Source organism: Streptomyces sp. SCSIO 75703, assembly GCF_036607905.1.
Classification (GTDB): Bacteria; Actinomycetota; Actinomycetes; order Streptomycetales; family Streptomycetaceae; genus Streptomyces.
Genome location: NZ_CP144555.1, coordinates 177289 through 192715, shown reverse-complemented (window position 1 = coordinate 192715; position 15427 = coordinate 177289). Strand labels below are relative to the sequence as shown.

The 15427-nt window shown below is 74.0% G+C and carries 17 protein-coding genes; 10 read left to right on the top strand and 7 right to left on the bottom strand.

Going from position 1 to position 15427, the window contains the following annotated elements; translation table 11 throughout:
- The first annotated feature begins 135 nt into the window (after positions 1–135).
- The 4 genes from VM636_RS00890 to VM636_RS00875 all read left to right on the top strand — a co-directional run bounded on the left by VM636_RS00890 (position 136) and on the right by VM636_RS00875 (position 5528).
- Positions 136–876 (top strand): beta-phosphoglucomutase family hydrolase, encoded by a 741-nt coding sequence (locus VM636_RS00890; RefSeq protein ID WP_030420460.1) that lies wholly within the window; start codon positions 136–138, stop codon positions 874–876.
- Positions 873–3230: a glycosyl hydrolase family 65 protein gene (locus tag VM636_RS00885; protein WP_030420461.1), complete on the top strand. Its 2358-nt coding sequence runs from the start codon at positions 873–875 to the stop codon at positions 3228–3230. The genes VM636_RS00890 and VM636_RS00885 overlap by 4 nt, the downstream gene beginning before the upstream one ends.
- A 158-nt stretch (positions 3231–3388) precedes the next feature.
- Complete coding sequence (locus VM636_RS00880) at positions 3389–4894, top strand: hypothetical protein (RefSeq protein ID WP_053912746.1); 1506 nt, start codon at positions 3389–3391, stop codon at positions 4892–4894.
- A gap of 163 nt (positions 4895–5057) precedes the next feature.
- Complete coding sequence (locus VM636_RS00875) at positions 5058–5528, top strand: DUF5709 domain-containing protein (protein WP_030420463.1); 471 nt, start codon at positions 5058–5060, stop codon at positions 5526–5528.
- Positions 5529–5599: 71 nt separating this feature from the next.
- On the opposite strand, the gene VM636_RS00870 is transcribed toward VM636_RS00875, so the two are convergent.
- The 3 genes from VM636_RS00870 to VM636_RS00860 all read right to left on the bottom strand — a co-directional run bounded on the left by VM636_RS00870 (position 5600) and on the right by VM636_RS00860 (position 8367).
- Entirely contained in the window at positions 5600–5821 is a 222-nt protein-coding gene (locus VM636_RS00870) for a hypothetical protein (protein ID WP_053912744.1), read from the bottom strand.
- Positions 5822–5991: 170 nt separating this feature from the next.
- Positions 5992–7089: a PP2C family protein-serine/threonine phosphatase gene (locus tag VM636_RS00865; protein ID WP_338482927.1), complete on the bottom strand. Its 1098-nt coding sequence runs from the start codon at positions 7087–7089 to the stop codon at positions 5992–5994.
- 69 nt (positions 7090–7158) lie between these two features.
- Entirely contained in the window at positions 7159–8367 is a 1209-nt protein-coding gene (locus VM636_RS00860) for a beta-1,3-glucanase family protein (protein ID WP_030420466.1), read from the bottom strand.
- 400 nt (positions 8368–8767) lie between these two features.
- On the opposite strand from VM636_RS00860, the gene VM636_RS00855 reads away from it, so the two are divergent.
- On the top strand, positions 8768–9586 hold the full coding sequence (locus tag VM636_RS00855) for an SAM-dependent methyltransferase (protein WP_030420467.1): 819 nt from the start codon (positions 8768–8770) through the stop codon (positions 9584–9586).
- A gap of 100 nt (positions 9587–9686) precedes the next feature.
- Here VM636_RS00855 and VM636_RS00850 read toward each other — a convergent pair whose 3' ends face one another.
- The gene (locus tag VM636_RS00850) at positions 9687–10607 is read right to left on the bottom strand and encodes a helix-turn-helix transcriptional regulator (protein ID WP_030420468.1); all 921 of its coding nucleotides are present in this window, start codon (positions 10605–10607) and stop codon (positions 9687–9689) included.
- A gap of 141 nt (positions 10608–10748) precedes the next feature.
- A complete protein-coding gene (locus VM636_RS00845) occupies positions 10749–10976 on the bottom strand; it encodes a DUF397 domain-containing protein (RefSeq protein ID WP_030420469.1) in 228 nt (75 codons plus the stop codon).
- A 181-nt stretch (positions 10977–11157) separates the two neighbouring features.
- On the opposite strand from VM636_RS00845, the gene VM636_RS00840 reads away from it, so the two are divergent.
- The 5 genes from VM636_RS00840 to VM636_RS00820 all read left to right on the top strand — a co-directional run bounded on the left by VM636_RS00840 (position 11158) and on the right by VM636_RS00820 (position 14165).
- A complete protein-coding gene (locus VM636_RS00840) occupies positions 11158–11727 on the top strand; it encodes an ATP-binding protein (protein WP_030420470.1) in 570 nt (189 codons plus the stop codon).
- 28 nt (positions 11728–11755) lie between these two features.
- Entirely contained in the window at positions 11756–12301 is a 546-nt protein-coding gene (locus VM636_RS00835) for a hypothetical protein (RefSeq protein ID WP_030420471.1), read from the top strand.
- Between the two features lie 387 nt (positions 12302–12688).
- Positions 12689–12949 carry a DUF5133 domain-containing protein gene (locus tag VM636_RS00830; RefSeq protein WP_030420472.1) on the top strand — a complete coding sequence of 87 codons (261 nt, stop codon included), beginning with the start codon at positions 12689–12691 and terminating at the stop codon, positions 12947–12949.
- 119 nt (positions 12950–13068) lie between these two features.
- Positions 13069–13638 carry a DUF664 domain-containing protein gene (locus VM636_RS00825; protein WP_030420473.1) on the top strand — a complete coding sequence of 190 codons (570 nt, stop codon included), beginning with the start codon at positions 13069–13071 and terminating at the stop codon, positions 13636–13638.
- Between the two features lie 311 nt (positions 13639–13949).
- Positions 13950–14165, top strand: a complete 216-nt coding sequence (locus tag VM636_RS00820; RefSeq protein WP_030420474.1) for a hypothetical protein — start codon at positions 13950–13952, stop codon at positions 14163–14165.
- Between the two features lie 41 nt (positions 14166–14206).
- On the opposite strand, the gene tgmB is transcribed toward VM636_RS00820, so the two are convergent.
- Together tgmB and tgmA are read right to left on the bottom strand one after the other, a co-directional pair.
- Entirely contained in the window at positions 14207–15187 is a 981-nt protein-coding gene (tgmB, locus tag VM636_RS00815) for an ATP-grasp ribosomal peptide maturase (protein WP_338482925.1), read from the bottom strand.
- 16 nt (positions 15188–15203) lie between these two features.
- A complete protein-coding gene (gene tgmA, locus VM636_RS00810; protein WP_030420476.1) occupies positions 15204–15395 on the bottom strand; it encodes a putative ATP-grasp-modified RiPP in 192 nt (63 codons plus the stop codon).
- Positions 15396–15427: the final 32 nt, after the last annotated feature.

Sequence of the window (15427 nt, the reverse complement as noted above, 5' to 3'; positions counted from 1 at the left end):
GTGCCCCGGCCGTGCCGCGCGGTGCCCCGGCCCCCCGCGGTGGCGGGCGGCCGGACGCGGCGAATCCCGTGAATCGGTGGATTCCGTGACGTATGCCACCGATGGGAAGCGCTCCGGCGGGGAACTGGTCCGGGTATGACGACGCAGCTCGGTCTTCCCGACGACATCCAGGCGTGCCTCTTCGACCTCGACGGGGTCGTCACCCGGACCGCCGTGGTCCACGCCGCCGCCTGGAAGGAGACGTTCGACGCCTTCCTGCGGGCGCGCGACGGAGACGGCTTCCGCCCCTTCACCGACGCCGACTACGACGCGTACGTCGACGGCCGCCCCCGCGCCGACGGCGTGCGCTCCTTCCTCGCCTCACGCGGCGTCCACCTGCCCGAGGGCGACCCCGGCGACCCCCCGGACGCCCCCACCGTCAACGGGGTGGGCAACCGGAAGAACGCGCTGCTGCTGGAGCGGATCCGCACCGACGGCGTGGAGCCCTACGAGGGCACGCTGCGCTACATCGACGCCGTCCGCGCCGCCGGACTGCGCACCGCCATCGTCTCCTCCAGCGCCAACACCGCCGACGTGCTGCGCTCCATCGACGCCGAGCGGCTCTTCGACGTGCGCATCGACGGGGTCGTGGCCCGCGAGCGCGGCCTGCCGGGCAAACCCCGCCCGGACACCTTCCTCGCCGCCGCCCGCGACCTCGGCGTCGAGGCGTCCCGGGCCGCCGTCTTCGAGGACGCCCTCGCCGGGATGGACGCCGGCCGCTCCGGCGGCTTCGGCTACGTCGTCGGCGTCGACCGGGTCGGCCAGACGGACGCCCTCTACGCCCACGGCGCCGACCGCGTGGTCGGGGACCTCGCCGAACTCGGAGGACACGCGTGATCACCAACCGGACGTACGCCGTCGAGCCCTGGTCCGTACGCGAGACCGCGCTCAGCCTCGACCTGCTCGCCCAGAGCGAGTCCGTCTTCGCCCTGTCCAACGGGCACGTCGGCTGGCGCGGCAACCTCGACGAGGGCGAACCCCACGGACTGCCGGGCAGCTACCTGAACGGCGTCCACGAACTCCACCCCCTGCCCTACGCCGAGGCCGGCTACGGCTACCCCGAGTCCGGGCAGACCGTCATCAACGTCACCAACGGCAAACTGCTGCGGCTCCTCGTCGACGACGAGCCCTTCGACCTGCGCTACGGACGCCTGCGCGGCCACGAACGCGTCCTGGACCTGCGCCGCGGGGTGCTGGAGCGAAGCTGCGAGTGGACCTCCCCGGCCGGCACGACCATCCGGGTGCGCTCCACGCGCCTGGTCTCCCTCACCCAGCGGGCCATCGCCGCCGTCGAGTACCGGATCGAGCCCGTGGACAGCCGGACCCGGGTCGTCATCCAGTCGGAGCTGGTCGCCAACGAGAGCCTGCCCGATCCCGACGGCGACCCCCGCGCCGCCCAGGCCCTCCAGTCCCCGCTGGAGCCGGAGGAGCACTCCGCGCACGGGCTGCGGCTGCGCCTGGTCCACCGCACCCGGCGCAGCGGCCTGCGGGTCGCCGTCGCCGCCGACCACGTCGTCGACGGACCCGGGCACACCACCACCGCCGCCGAGAGCGACGCGGACGTGGCCCGGCTGACGGTCACCTCCGTGCTCGACCCCGGGCAGTCGCTGCGGGTGCAGAAGACCGTCGCCCACGGCTGGTCCGGCGCCCGTTCCCGGCCCGCCATGAGCGACCAGGTCGAGGCCGCGCTCGCCGCCGCCGCGCACGGCGGATGGGACGGGCTGGTCAGTGAACAGCGCGCCTACCTGGACGATTTCTGGGCCCGCGCCGACGTCGAGGTGCACGGCGACGAGGAGATCCAGCAGGCCGTCCGCTTCGCCCTCTTCCACGTGCTGCAGGCCGGCGCCCGCGCCGAGCAGCGGGCGCTGCCCGCCAAGGGCCTGACCGGCTCCGGCTACGACGGGCACGCCTTCTGGGACACCGAGATGTTCGTGCTCCCCGTCCTCACGTACACCGAGCCGACGGCCGTCGCCGAGGCGCTGCGCTGGCGCCAGGACACCCTGCCCGCCGCCCGCGACCGCGCCGCCCAGCTCGGCCTCGCCGGCGCCGCGTTCCCCTGGCGGACCATCGACGGCTCGGAGGGCTCCGCGTACTGGCCCGCCGGCACCGCCGCCTTCCACGTCGGCGCCGACATCGCGCACGCCGCGGTCCGCTACACCGCCGCCACCGGCGACACCGACTTCGAACGCGACACCGGACTGGAACTCCTGGTGGAGACCGCCCGGCTGTGGCGCTCCCTGGGCCACCACGACCACCACGGCGTCTTCCACATCGACGGGGTCACCGGACCGGACGAGTACAGCGCCGTCGTCGACGACAACACGTACACCAACCTCATGGCCCGCGCGAACCTCATCGCCGCCGCCGACGTGTGCGAACGCCATCCCGACCGGGCCGAACGGCTCGGCGTCGACGACGAGGAGGCCGCCGCCTGGCGGGACGCCGCCGAGTCCGTGCACATCCCCTACGACGAGGAGGCCGGCGTCCACGAACAGCACTCCGGCTTCACCCGCCACCAGCGCTGGGACTTCGCCGGCACCCGCGCCGACCAGTACCCGCTGCTGCTGCACTTCCCCTACTTCGACCTGTACCGCAAGCAGGTCGTCAAACAGGCCGACCTGGTCCTCGCCATGTACACCTGCGGGAACTGGTTCGACGCCACCTGCGACGAGGAACAACTCGCCCGCAACTTCGCCTACTACGAGCCGCTGACCGTACGGGACTCCTCCCTCTCCGCCTGCTGCCAGGCCGTCGTCGCCGCCCAGACCGGCCACCTGCGCCTCGCCTACGACTACGCCGCCGAGGCCGCCCTCATGGACCTGGCCGACCTGGAGCACAACACCCGCGACGGCCTGCACATCGCCTCGCTGGCCGGCACCTGGATGGCGCTGGTCGCCGGCTTCGGCGGCACCCGACGCGAGGGCGAGAGCCTCGCCTTCACCCCGCGCTTGCCGGAGAAGTTCAGCCGCCTCGCCTTCCGGCTCCAGTTCCGCGGCCGGTGCGTGCGGGTGGAGGTCGTCGCCGACAAGGCGACGTACACGCTGCTCAACGGCGAACCGCTCACCATCCGGCACCACGGCGTCCCCGTGCCGTTGGACGACGCCACCCCCGTCACCCTCGCCGTACCGGAGCCCAAGCGCCGGATCACGCCCGAACAGCCGCCCCACCGCGTCCCCGGCACCGGCGGCTGAAACCCCGCCGGGCGGGCGCACGAAGGGGGCGGATGGCGGAAACCAGCCTCTGCGCCCGCGCGCCGCGCGGGTTAGCTTGACCGTGATCCGCCCGCCTCCCGCCCACCGCGGGCGGGCCCGACCGAACGGCCCCGCCCCGGCGGGGGTGAGGGGCGACCATGGCCGACGGCGCACACGCGATGCTCGCCGGCCGCCGCCGCGCCCCGGCGCCCGGCGCCGGCCGCCCCTGGCACGACCGGGTCGACGCGCCGCTCGCCGCGGTGGCCGCCGTGTTCACCCTCGCCCAACTCCTCCTGGTCGGGCCCGCGTTCGGCCTCGGCTGGGACGAGACCGTCTACGTCAGCCAGGTCACCGCCCACCACCCGGCCGCCTTCTTCAGCGCGCCCCGCTCCCGCGGCGTCTCCCTCCTGGTGGCGCCGGTCGCCTCCTGGTCCACCTCCACCGTCCTGCTCCGCGTCTACCTGGCCGTCCTCGCGGGGCTCGCCCTCTACCTGGCGCTGCGCGCCTGGCGGGGCCTCTTCCCGGCCCGGGTGCGGGCCACGGCCGCCGCCTTCTTCGCCACCCTCTGGGTCACCCTCTTCTACGGCCCCCAGGCCATGCCCAACTACTGGGTGGCGATCGGCGCCCTCGTCGCCACCGGCTGCTTCACCCGCCTCCACCTGCGCCGCCACACCGGCCGCGCCACCCTTTGGGGCGTGGTCGCCGGGGCCGCGCTGATGGCGTGGATGCGGCCCACCGACGCCGTCTGGGTGAGCGTGCCGCTCCTCGTCCTCGCCCTGGTCCGCCGCCGCGGCGCGCTGCTCCTCGCCCTGGCGGGCGGGCTCGTGGCCGGGGCGGGGGAGTGGGTGGTGGAGGCGTACGCCTGGTACGGGGGGCTCGGCGAGCGGCTCGCGGAGGCCTCCCGCGTCCAGGGTGGCCTGGGCTGGCACCTCGCCGTCACCGACCAGCTCCGCAGCCTCGGCGGTCGTGCCCTGTGCCGCCCGTGCACCGGGCCGATGCCGCACCCGGTCGTCACCCTGTGGTGGTACCTCCTGCCCCTCGTCGCCGGCCTCGGACTGGTCCTCGCCGTCCGGGCCCGGCGCACCGCCCGCACTCTGATTCCCCTCACCTGCGCGTTGACGGCGGCGGTGCCGTACCTCTTCCTCATCGGCTACGCCGCGCCGCGCTTCCTCCAGCCCGCCTACGCGCTGCTCGCCCTCCCGGTCGCCGACGCGCTGTGGTACCTCGCCCGGTCGTCACGCGGCCGGTGGCGGCCGGCCGGCGCCCCGCTCGTCGCGCTCGCCCTCGCCGGTCACCTGGCCGTACAGCTCGCCGTCCTCGCGCACACCGTCGGCAACGGCACCGAGGCCCGCCGCGCCTGGGCCCGCACGGCCGCGGAACTGCACGGCCTCGGGGTCCGCCCACCCTGCCTGCTCACCGGCTACGAGGCCATCCCCATCGGCTACTACACGGGCTGCTCCTCCGGCGCCACCAGCGGCAACAACGAGAACACCACCCCCGAGAAGATCACCGGCACCGCCCGCGAGCGTCCCGTCGCCGTACTGCTCGGCCCGGGGCAGGCCGCACCGGAGTACGCCCGCACCTGGACCCCGTACCGGGTGGGCGAGCTGACCGCCCGTGTCGCACCCCCGCCGGCCGGGCCGGCGGGGGACGGCGACGAGTAGGCCGGAGCGGCGCCGCGGGCCTCCGGACGCGGCCGGCGGCGCGCGGTGCGGCGGGGGCCGGCGCGCGGTGCGGCGGAGGTTAAGGGGCGCGGATCGGGAAACGCGACAGCGGTCACCGTATCGGCCGCGCCGGCCGAACCACCGCAGCGAGAGGGAGGCAGCGATGGGCACCGACCCGATGGCCGACGACGCCTACCAGCCCACCGAGGGCAACGAGGAGCAGCAGGACGCCGCGCCCCTCGACCTGGAGGACGCCGTCGACGAGCGCGACTACGACGCGACCCTGGACGAGGGCTACTCCCCGCCGGAGAAGCCCCTCGGCGTCACCCGGCACGGCACGACCGCCGAGGAGCAGCACGACGGCGAGAGCCTGGACGCACGCCTGGAGCAGGAGGTGCCCGACGTCGCGGCCCCGGACGGCGACGGGGTGGGCGACGCCCCGGGCGGCGAGGGCGAGCCGGTCGACCCCGAGGCCGGCGACGCCCGCTCCGGCCGCCTGGTCGCCCCCGACGAAGGGGTCCGCCCGGACACCACCAAGGAGACCGTCGCGGACGACGTGGGCATCGACGCGGGCGCCGCGGGCGCCGAGGAGGCCGCCGTGCACGTGGTGGAGGACCCCACCGAGCGGCCCTGAGCGACCGGCGCGGCACGGCCGCACGCCGCCCCGGCCGCTCCCATGGGAGCGGCCGGGGCGGCGTGCGGGGGTCAGGGCAGCAGCTTGTCGAGGGCCGCGGGGCCCTCGTCGGCCAGCTTGCGCCGGGCCCATTCGAGGTTGCGGGGGGTGATGTCCCGGCCTGTCGCGAGGACCAGGTCCTCGGGGGAGACGTCGGTGCCGTTGCGGGCGTGGAGCCGGTCGTCCGGGGTGGCGCGGTCCTCGCTCGCGCGGGCGTCGGAGGGCTGGGAGGCGTCGGGCTGTGGCGTCGACATGATGGCTGCTCCTCTGTTGCCGGATCGCCGCTCGGGCCGTGCGGTGGTCGCTGTTCGTGCGCGTACGGGTCGGTTCGTGGCTTCGCTCCCGATTATCCCGAAACACCCTTTCTTAACACTATTCCGCTCAGGGGCGGGGAGCGCCAGAGGGGCCGGGGGCGAGGCCGGGCTCAGTCGTGCGGCGGGGGCGAGGGCGTGAGCACCAGCAGGCTGACGTCGTCGCGCACCGTCGGGCCGAAGGCCCGCAGATCGGCCCAGACCCGCCGCACGAGCGTGTCCGGGTCCCCGTCACCGCCCGCCAGGGCGGCCACCCGCCCGGCCAGCGGATAGAACTCCCCCGCCCGGTCGCGGGCCTCCAGCACGCCGTCGGAGGCCAGCAGCAGCCGGTCGCCGGGCAGCAGCGGCACCGTCCGCGTCTCGATGCCGGCCGGGTCGGCGAGGCCGAGCCCGAGCGGGGTCCAGGGCGGCGCCTCCAGGCCCGTGACGGCGGTCCCGCGTAGCAGCAACGGGGGCGGACTGCCGCAGAGCGCCACCCGCGCCTGCCGGGCGTCCGCCGAGAACTCCAGCAGCGCCGCCGTGGCGAAGAGGTCGTCGAGCCGGGCGTCCGCCGCGTCCACCAGGAGCCGGCGGTCGAGGCGCGCGGCGACCGAGGCGAGGTCCCGCTCGTCGAGCACCGCCTCCCGGAACGCCCCCAGCAGCGAGGCGACGGTGGCCACCGCCGCCAGGCCGTGGCCCTGCACGTCGCCCATCACGACCCGCACCCCGAAGGGTCCCTCGCGCACGTCGAAGAAGTCGCCGCCGACCAGGGTGCCGCGCTGCGCCGCCCGGTACAGCCCCGCGCAGCGCACCGGCCCGACCCGCTCGGGCAGCGGGGAGAGCACGGCGAGCTGGGCGGCCTCGGCGACGGTGCTGGCCAGGTCGAGCTGCGCGTCGCGGCGGCTGCGCACGAAGGAGACGAAGACGCTGAGCACGGCGACGAAGGTGACGGTCAGCAGATCGGTGTTGCCCGGCCGGTCCAGCCGCAGGTCCGGGATGTTCAGCAGGACGACGGCGGTGGCGCCGAGGGCCGCGGTCGCCAGCGGGCTGTACGACAGCACGGCCATCGGCGGGATGGCCCCGAGCAGGAAGCCGATGTCGAGCGGACCGGGGCTGAGCAGCGTCGACACGCAGATCGCGGCGACCATGGCGAGCGGCAGGACGCGGACCCAGCGGGGCGGCGGCGCCCCTCGCAGCCACCCGCGCCGGTCCTCGTCCCGGCGTGGCGGCACGACGGACACCTTCGGGAGCACATCCCCACGCTCCTACGGTGCCGCGCCGCCCGCACTCCGGGCCGCCGCTCAGAGGGGGGAGAGGGTCAGCCGGAAGCCGGTGGGGGCGGTGTCCTGGACGTAGGAGGCGAAGTCGGCCACGTCGTCGAAGGCGAAGCCGTAGGCCCGGCCGTCCTCGGTGGCCGCGTGCACCGCCTTGGCGTAGTGGTTGGTCAGGGCGGTGCCGTAGAACGTGGCGGGGTCGGTCGTCGGCTGCCGGCTGGAGGAGAGCAGCGTCGCGCGGTTGAAACCGGCGCCGAGGACGGCGGCGACCGGTCCGGTGGTGCCGTCGTTGGGCGCGGCGAGGTTCCCGTCGCAGAAGAGCACGTCCCGGGTGGACGGCTTGGCGAAGGAGACCTGGGCGGGGCCTTCGAAGGTGAGGCGGTCGCCGCGGACCCGGCCGGTGAAGGTGCCGGCGTTGGTGGTGACGACGAGGTCCTTGCCGGTGTAGGTGCTCCACACCTCGTCGATGTACGGGGCGAGGTAGTCCTTCGGGAACAGGCCGGCGTCCAGGCCGTGGCCGGGGGCGATGACACGGGTGTCGTCCACGACCAGCGGCGCGAACTCCTCGATCTCGCGCAGCGCGGCGAAGGCGGCAGCCCGGCCGCCGGGACGCACGGTGCCGGTGGTCTGGTCCTGCGAGCCGGTCAGCCGGATGCTCAGCGGCACGCTGAACATGTCGACCATGGTGGTGTTGCAGAACATGCCGTCGGCGTTGTAGGTGAACTCGGCGCTGTCGTGCAGCACCCCGTAGCTCGGGTCGGAGGTGACCCAGCCCGCCGGGTACTGGAGGGCGGCGTCGCCGTTGCCGTCCGCGACCGCCTTGAACCGCAGCTTCCCGCCGAGCGCCACGTAGATGCGGCCGGACATGTGGGGCAGGGTGAGCCGGGTCTCGGTGCCGGTCAGGCCGAGGGCGTAGTCGGTGAAGCCGTCGGGGCCGTTGTCGGAGAGGGAGATGGGGGCGAGGGTGCCCTCCGGGGTGAGCCGGACCTGCCGCCCGCCCTCGTTGCCGACGACGTAGACGTGGATGTCGTCGTTCCCGAAGGAGCCAGTGTTGTTGACCAGGGTGACGGGCAGGGCGCCGTCGGCCTTGGCCGAGGGGCCGCCGTCGCCGCCGGAGGCGGTCTCCGCGAGGGCGTGGGGGGCGATCGCGGCGATGGCGGGGACGGCGACGGCCGCGCCGCCGAGGGCGTACAGCAGCTTGCGGCGGCCGAGGTTCCGCTGGTGACGAGGAGTCATGTGGGGGGCCTCCTGAATGAACGAGACATGACAGCCTGAGAGCGCTCTCAGGCCGTGGCCCGATGCTACGCGGGACGGGTGGCGCGGCCAACAGTCCGGACCCCTCCGCAAGGCGCCGCACCCGCCTGTCCTCGGTGAACCGGACGGGCCCCGGGCGGCCTTAACCGGCCCTTAAGGTCTGGTTAAGCCGCTCCCCGGACCGGCCGCGGGGTCCGGACGCGACCGGCGCGCGCCGGCGCGAACGCTTTGCGCCCGTACCGGACGTGGCGTCAGATGAGTTGTGGGGCAAGGCCGTTGGGATCTTGTTACCCGGGGCCCCTGGTTCTGCTGATGACCTGGTACTTACGATGTACTCTCAGTCAGGCCAGACCAGTTGGCGCGATACGGAGCTGGGGGAATGATGCAAGCCGACAAGCAGCTGTCCACGGAGATCGACGCCAACGTGCCGACCGCCGCGCGTATGTACGACTTCTACCTGGGCGGCAAGGACAACTACGCGGCGGACCGGGCGGCGGTCGGGGAGCTGGACAAGGTCGTCCCCAGCACGCGCCGGCTGGCGCTCAACAACCGCCGCTTCCTCCAGCGTGTGGTCCGCACCCTCGCCGAGGACTACGGGATACGCCAGTTCCTCGACCACGGCTCCGGCCTGCCCACCCAGGACAACGTGCACCAGGTCGCCCAGCGCGTCGCCCCCGACTCGCGCGTGATCTACGTCGACAACGACCCGATGGTGCTCGTGCACGGCAGGGCGCTGCTCGACCAGAACGACCGCACCGCCGTGATACACGCCGACATGCGGTCCACCGAGGAGATCTTCTCCCACCCGGACACCCGGCGCCTGATCGACTTCACGCAGCCGGTGGCCGTGCTCTTCAACTCGGTCTTCCACTGCATCCCCGACAGCGACACCGACGGGCCCATGGCCGTGGTGCGCCGCGTCACCGAGCGGATGGCCCCCGGCAGTTACGCCGTGATGTGCCAGCTCGTCAGCGAGGACGCGGAGGTGCGCCGCTCGGTGACGGAGTTCATGGACCAGGCGACCCAGGGCCACTGGGGCCGCGTGCGCGAACCCCGGGACGTCGAGGAGTGGTTCGAGGGCATGGACGTCCTGGAGCCGGGCCTCGTGGAGGTCTCCACCTGGCGCCCGGACAACGAGGTGGCGCCGCGCCAGCTCACCCAGGAGTGGATCGAGTTCGGCGGCGTCGGCCGGCTGCGCTGACGCGAACGGCCCCGGGCCCGCGCCCGGCGGGAGCCGGAGCGCGGCCCGGGGCCGTCGGCCCTACGGTCGTGACGCGGACCCGGCTCCCGGGGCCGCGTGCTCAGCCGGCGGGGTAGCGCCGCGCCATCGTCTCGCGCAGTATCCGCACGGACTCCCGGGGCGTCAGCGCCTCGTCGGCCAGCCGGTCCAGCGCGACCCGGTACTCCTCGGTCTCGTCCTGGTCCTCCAGGAAGTTGGCGCTCCGGATGTGCTCCAGATAGACCACGTCGGGCAGGTCCACACCGCCGAAGCGCAGGTAGGTGACCGGGATCGCGGGCGCCGACGCGTTCGTCACGTCCAGCGGCACGATCTGGAGCGTCACGTGGGGCCGCTCCGCCATCACCACCAGGTGTTCCAGTTGCTCGCGCATGACCTCGCGGCTGCCCAGCACGCGCAGCAGGACCGACTCGTCGATGATCGCCCACAGTTGCGGTGCGCCGGTCCGGTGCAGCAGCTCCGCCCGGCGCATCCGCAGCTCGACCCGGCGTTCCACCTCGGCGGCGGGCGCGTTGGGCAGGCCCCGCTCGACCACGGCACGGGTGTACGCGGCGGTCTGGAGCAGACCCGGCACGTACTGGATCTCGAAGGTGCGGATGGTCTCCGCGGCCTCCTGGAGGCCGACCAGGCGCTCGAACCACTCCGGCATCAGACGCTTGTCGTACCGCTGCCACCAGCCGGGCTCACCGGCCCTGCCTAGCAGCTTGACCAGCACCGACGCCTCGTAGGCGTCCGTGCCGTAGAGCTTGAGGAGGGCGCGGACGTCCTTCTCCGTCGGGGGCCTGCGGCCTTTGCCCGACTCGATGCGGGAGAGCTTGGCGCCGCTGAAGCCCAGTTTGCGCGCCGCCTGGTCCTGGGAGAGGCCCGCGTCCTCACGGAAACCGGCCAACTGCACGCCGACGAGCATCTTCAGCAGAGTGGGAGCCGGCTCGACCCGGTCGAGGTAGGGTTCGAGACGGGAGATGCGTGGCGATGTGGTGGACATCCGTTGCTCCCAGCAGACCGGCAGACTTGAGAATCACACTATCTCACTCCGCCGGTCCGCAGCGCATCAGCCCGTAGGAATCGGCTAGTTGGGCTCCGCTTGCCTCGGTGGCAAGCCGGGTGGCACCCGTGCGGCGCGCGTCTACAGCAGATAGTCGAACTCCCCGTCCTTCGCGCCGGCGACGAAGGCGGCGACCTCCGCGGAGGTGTAGACGAGGGCGGGGCCGTCGGGATCGCGGGAGTTGCGCATGGCTATGCCCCCGTCGACGAGGGCGACCTCGACACAGTTGCCCTCGGCGTTGCTGTACCGGCTCTTCATCCAGCAGGCGTCCAGTGAACTCGCCTGCACTCCGTTGCGCAGTGGTGGCACCGCAGTTCTCCTTGCCGTTCGGGGAAGCGGGCCGTACCGCGTCGGCCCTCGCACGCTCCCAGCCGATTTTTTTCGCGCAATTTCTCGTGCAATTGCACGCGAGCGCTGTCAGCGTGGATAATAGCCGTGGCGTCAACCCCTGGTTCGACGCCCCGTCCTGACGTCGTATCAGGGAGTTGTCGTGTCGTCACCTGCGCACCGAACGCTCCGGTCACCCGGCGAACCCGCTTCGGGGACGGGTGTGGCCGGCCGGTTCGGTGGCCCTCCGCACACGGTGCGGCCCGGCGCGTGGCCGTCCCCCGATCACTGTGCGAAGCACCGCCCGTCCGCCGCGCGGCCCGCCTCGGCGGCGCTGCGCATCACCTGCACCAGGGAGGGATTCGCCCGCGCCAGGGCCTTCACCCGGGACACCTTGCGCGCCTGGTCGCTGGAGCACCGCGGCGACGACGCCGTCCTGGTCCTCACCGAACTCGCCACCAACGCCGTCGCGCACGCCGGCCCCCCGGCGGGCTCGGCCGGGACCCCCGAGGTCCGGCTCGGCCTCGCCCTCGACCCGGGCTACCTGACGCTGACCGTCTCGGACCCCGGCGAGGACGCGCCCGTGTTCCTGCCCTCCGACGAGTCGGCCCTGCGGGAGCACGGCCGCGGGCTGGGCATCGTCGACGCCCTGTCGGAGGTGTGGGGCTGGACCCCGAGGACTCCGGCCGGCAAGACCGTCTGGGCCAAGCTGCCCACTCGTCCCCTGACTTGACCCGACTGCCGCGGAAGGGCCCCACACCATGCGCAGCGCTCAGACACCACGGCCGAGCACCGAGCGCACCGGCCGCACCACAGCACCGACCGGACCGGCCCGGACCGCGCCCCTGACCGGGCTGGACCGGGTCCCCTGGAACGACATCAAGGACTCCAGCGGTTCCGCCGCCGCCATCCCGCGCCTCCTGCAGAAAGTGGCCGCAGGGGACCCGGAGACCGCCGGCGCCGCCCTCCGCGATCTGCGGAAGCGCATCTGCCAGTACGGGTTCGTGGTCGAGCAGGCGACCGCCGCGACCGTGCCCTTCCTCTGGGAACTCGCGCAGCGGCCGCATGTGAGCTGCCGGGCGCAGATCATCCGGCTCCTGAAGAACATCGCCGACGCCCGGCAGTGGGAGACCACCGCGAGCGTCTATCCCAAGCTCCTCAACCACCGGGACAACCCGGTGGCCTGGGAGCGCGCGGCGCGGCAGGCGGTCCGCGCCCGCCGCGAGGCGCTGCCGCGGCTCCTGGCGGACGGCGACAGCGAGATCAGCCGCGCCACGACGGAGCTGGCCCGCACGATCGGAGACTGACCCGCGCCCTCCACGGGGGAGAAGGCGCGGGTCTTCCGCCCGCCGTCGCGGACGGTGGGCGAAGGGGGAGCGGTCCGTCGGGGCGGGGCACGGGTGCCCGCCGTCCCGGCGGACCGCGCGGCCGTGCCCGCGGGCCGCTTCGCCGTCCTTCTGTCAAGGGGGTGCCGCGCGCCGGGGAGCGGGTGTGCAGGGCGTCCGTGGCCGGTCGGTCTGTCCGTTGATCGGACTCTGGAATTCCGCCTATTCTCCGCCAGTTTGCCGGGTTATTCCGCTGTTGTCCGGTCAAAAAGCGGCAGCTTTTGGTCAATTGTGAGCAGTGGCGTGCATGGTGTGAATGTTTCCGCCGGGTTCGGGCATACGCAGCGCAAATCGAGAGAGGGGCGCTTCGTGCTCGAACCGGACCCGAAGGTCGTCAGGGAGTTGCTGACGCGGTACGCGTCACTGCGCATCGCTCAGGCGGAGAGGGAGCGGCCGGCCGCGGCCCGCGAACTGGCGGACGTCAGCTACACGCTCTGCGTGATGATGGCGACGACAGGCATCCACGACGCGGTGGCCAAGGCCGACGCGCTGCTGGCCAAGGGACGTCCGCCGACCGCCTCCGACGCGGCGGGCGCGGACGGGGAGAGCGACCTGTCACTGGCGGTCTGAGACCGCCGCACCGGATCGGCGGTGGGGGGAGACGCGCCGCGCGCGTCTCCCCCCACCGCCGTCCGGCCACCCCGGACCCCGGAAAACTCGGTGGCGCCGGCGGACGCGCGGCCGTCAGCATGGCCCGCATGAGCGACCGACCCGAGCGATGGACCGAGGCCACCGTCCACCCCGACATGTGGACCGACCCTGACAAGGACCCCCGCGACAACGAGGGCCCCGGCCCCGACGGCGAACTCGCCACCCTCCTGGAGTGCCTGGCCAACTACCGGCTGACCCTGCGCATGAAGTGCGAGGGCCTGGACCCCGGACAGCTGGCCCGCCGCTCGGTCCCGCCGTCGACCATGTCCCTGCTCGGCCTCCTCCGCCACCTCGCGGAGGTCGAGCGCGACTGGCGCAACTGGATCGGCGCCGGCGACCCCCTGCCCAAGCTGTACGGGGCGCGGGACGCCGACTTCCACGGAGCCGTCGCCGAACAGGCCGTCGTCGACTCGGCCTACGCCGACCTGGAGCGCGAGCAGGCAGCCACCGACGCCGCGCTGGCCGCCCACGCGGACCTGGGGGCCCGGATCGGCGAGCAGGGCATCGCCGTCCGCGAACTGCACGTGCACCGCATCGACGAGTACGCCCGCCACTGCGGCCACGCCGACCTGCTGCGCGAGTGCGTCGACGGCCGCGTGGGCCAGTGACACGCCCCGGCGCCGCCCCGGCCCGCGCGCCGGACCGGCGCCACGTGGCCGGGACGCAGGGACGCGGCCCTGGCGGGATCCCGGCGGAAGCTGTCGCTCTGGCCCCTGGGACGGGCGCGGGGCGTTTCCTGGCCCGGTCGCGGCGACGTCGGGCGCACCGTCCCACGGGGGCACCGCCCGCCGGCCGGCCCGCCCCGCCGTGCGCGCGGACCGCCCGCCTCGGCGGAATGGGCGCGACCGCTCAGCGGGGCGCCTAGACTGCTCAGTCGCGCCCCGAGCGGGGGCGAACGACACGAAAGGCGCGTTGACGGGTGTTCCAGGATTCCCCCATCTACGACCGACTCGTCGCCGAATGCGGCGACGTGCCCACGCAGGTGCGCCGGGAGGCCGAGCGAGTGCACCGGGAACTGGAGGTCGTCCTGCGATCACCGCACGCCCCCGGCCACCTGCCCGGCACCGAGCGCCCTCCCTCCCCGGGCGCCGGCTGGCAGCGCACCGCCCTGTTGCCCGGACCGCGTCCCGCCTGACCGGCGGCGGACGGCGGTGCCGCCCGGGGTAGCGCCCCGGGTCAGCACGCCGTCGTCCGGGTGCGGGGGGCGGTCGCCGGCCGCTCCGCACCCGGACGCGCCAGCCACTCGGCGATCGTGCGGGCGATCGGCTGGCCCGTGTCCACCTCCACGAAACCGAACTGTCCCGACTGGTTGCACTCCAGGAACCACCAGGTGCCCTCTCCGTCCTCGGCGAAGTCGAAGGCCCCGTAGGCCAGTCGCGCCTCGCGCAGATAGGCGCGGACCCCGTCGGCCGCGTACCGGGGCACCGCGGTGGGCCGCCACGGTTCGCGCGACGCGGCGAACCGGACGTCCACCTCCTGATCGCCCGGCGACAGGACGGACGTGCGGGCCGCGAACAGCCGCCCGCCGACCGCGGTCAGCCGGATGTCCGCCCGCTTGACCACCCGGCGCTGCAGCAGCGTCGGACCGTGGGCGACGGCGGAGAAGTCCGCCCCCGGCGGCACCCTGCTCGTCGGCACCGCCCTCGGCGGGTCCTGCGGATGCGCCCCGGAGACCGGCTTGACCACGAGGTCCGGATAGCGGTCGGCGAACTCCCGCGCCGCCCCCGGGAACGTCGTGATCAGCGTGGCCGGCACCGGCAGCCCGCAGCGCTGGGCCAGCCGCAACTGCCAGGGCTTGTACCGGGCCCGGTGCGCTGCGTCCGGATCGTTCATCCAGCGGGCACCGGTGCCCCGGAGCACCCCGTACAGCGCCTGTGAGGACTCCTCGGTCAGCCACGCGGAGGGGTGGGCGGCGCCGCTCGCCGCGCCGCCCGGCCGCCGCACCCACACCGAGCGCAGCGCCGCCAGGTCCACCAGCCGTCCGTCCGTGGCGAGACGGCCCCGCAGGGAGCCGTGCCCGAACTCGGCGGAGAGCCCCACGGAGCGGGTCAGGTCGGCCGGGTCCAGCCGCACCACCGGTACGCCCGAGGCGTTCAGACGGACCACCACCATGTCGGCGGTGACGTCCTCTTCACAGGTGAGGATCAACACGGTCATCGTGCGCGGTCCGTGGTCAGTCGTCGAAGTGGGTCTTCGACCCGGCGGTGGAGGTCGTGGTGCCCAGCTCCCGCAGCAGCGCGTGGTCGCGGGCCGCGACCCGGCCGTCACACAGCAGGTTCAACTGCATCCCGCGGTCGTAGAGGTACGGAGGGGTGGTGTCCGACTCCACCGCCGGTCGTGCGTAGTTGAGCGCGAACGGTTGCATCGTCTCTCCCTTGTCGGTGCCGGGCCGAGCAA

Coding starts and splice junctions, on each gene's coding strand:
- VM636_RS00850 (WP_030420468.1), bottom strand. CDS start 10,607: ATGTCCACCACATCGCCACGCATCTCCCGTCTCGAACCCTACCTCGAC.
- VM636_RS00875 (WP_030420463.1), top strand. CDS start 5,058: ATGGGCACCGACCCGATGGCCGACGACGCCTACCAGCCCACCGAGGGC.
- tgmB (WP_338482925.1), bottom strand. CDS start 15,187: ATGACCGTGTTGATCCTCACCTGTGAAGAGGACGTCACCGCCGACATG.
- tgmA (WP_030420476.1), bottom strand. CDS start 15,395: ATGCAACCGTTCGCGCTCAACTACGCACGACCGGCGGTGGAGTCGGAC.
- VM636_RS00825 (WP_030420473.1), top strand. CDS start 13,069: ATGGCCCGCATGAGCGACCGACCCGAGCGATGGACCGAGGCCACCGTC.
- VM636_RS00890 (WP_030420460.1), top strand. CDS start 136: ATGACGACGCAGCTCGGTCTTCCCGACGACATCCAGGCGTGCCTCTTC.
- VM636_RS00855 (WP_030420467.1), top strand. CDS start 8,768: ATGCAAGCCGACAAGCAGCTGTCCACGGAGATCGACGCCAACGTGCCG.
- VM636_RS00860 (WP_030420466.1), bottom strand. CDS start 8,367: ATGACTCCTCGTCACCAGCGGAACCTCGGCCGCCGCAAGCTGCTGTAC.
- VM636_RS00870 (WP_053912744.1), bottom strand. CDS start 5,821: ATGTCGACGCCACAGCCCGACGCCTCCCAGCCCTCCGACGCCCGCGCG.
- VM636_RS00835 (WP_030420471.1), top strand. CDS start 11,756: ATGCGCAGCGCTCAGACACCACGGCCGAGCACCGAGCGCACCGGCCGC.
- VM636_RS00880 (WP_053912746.1), top strand. CDS start 3,389: ATGGCCGACGGCGCACACGCGATGCTCGCCGGCCGCCGCCGCGCCCCG.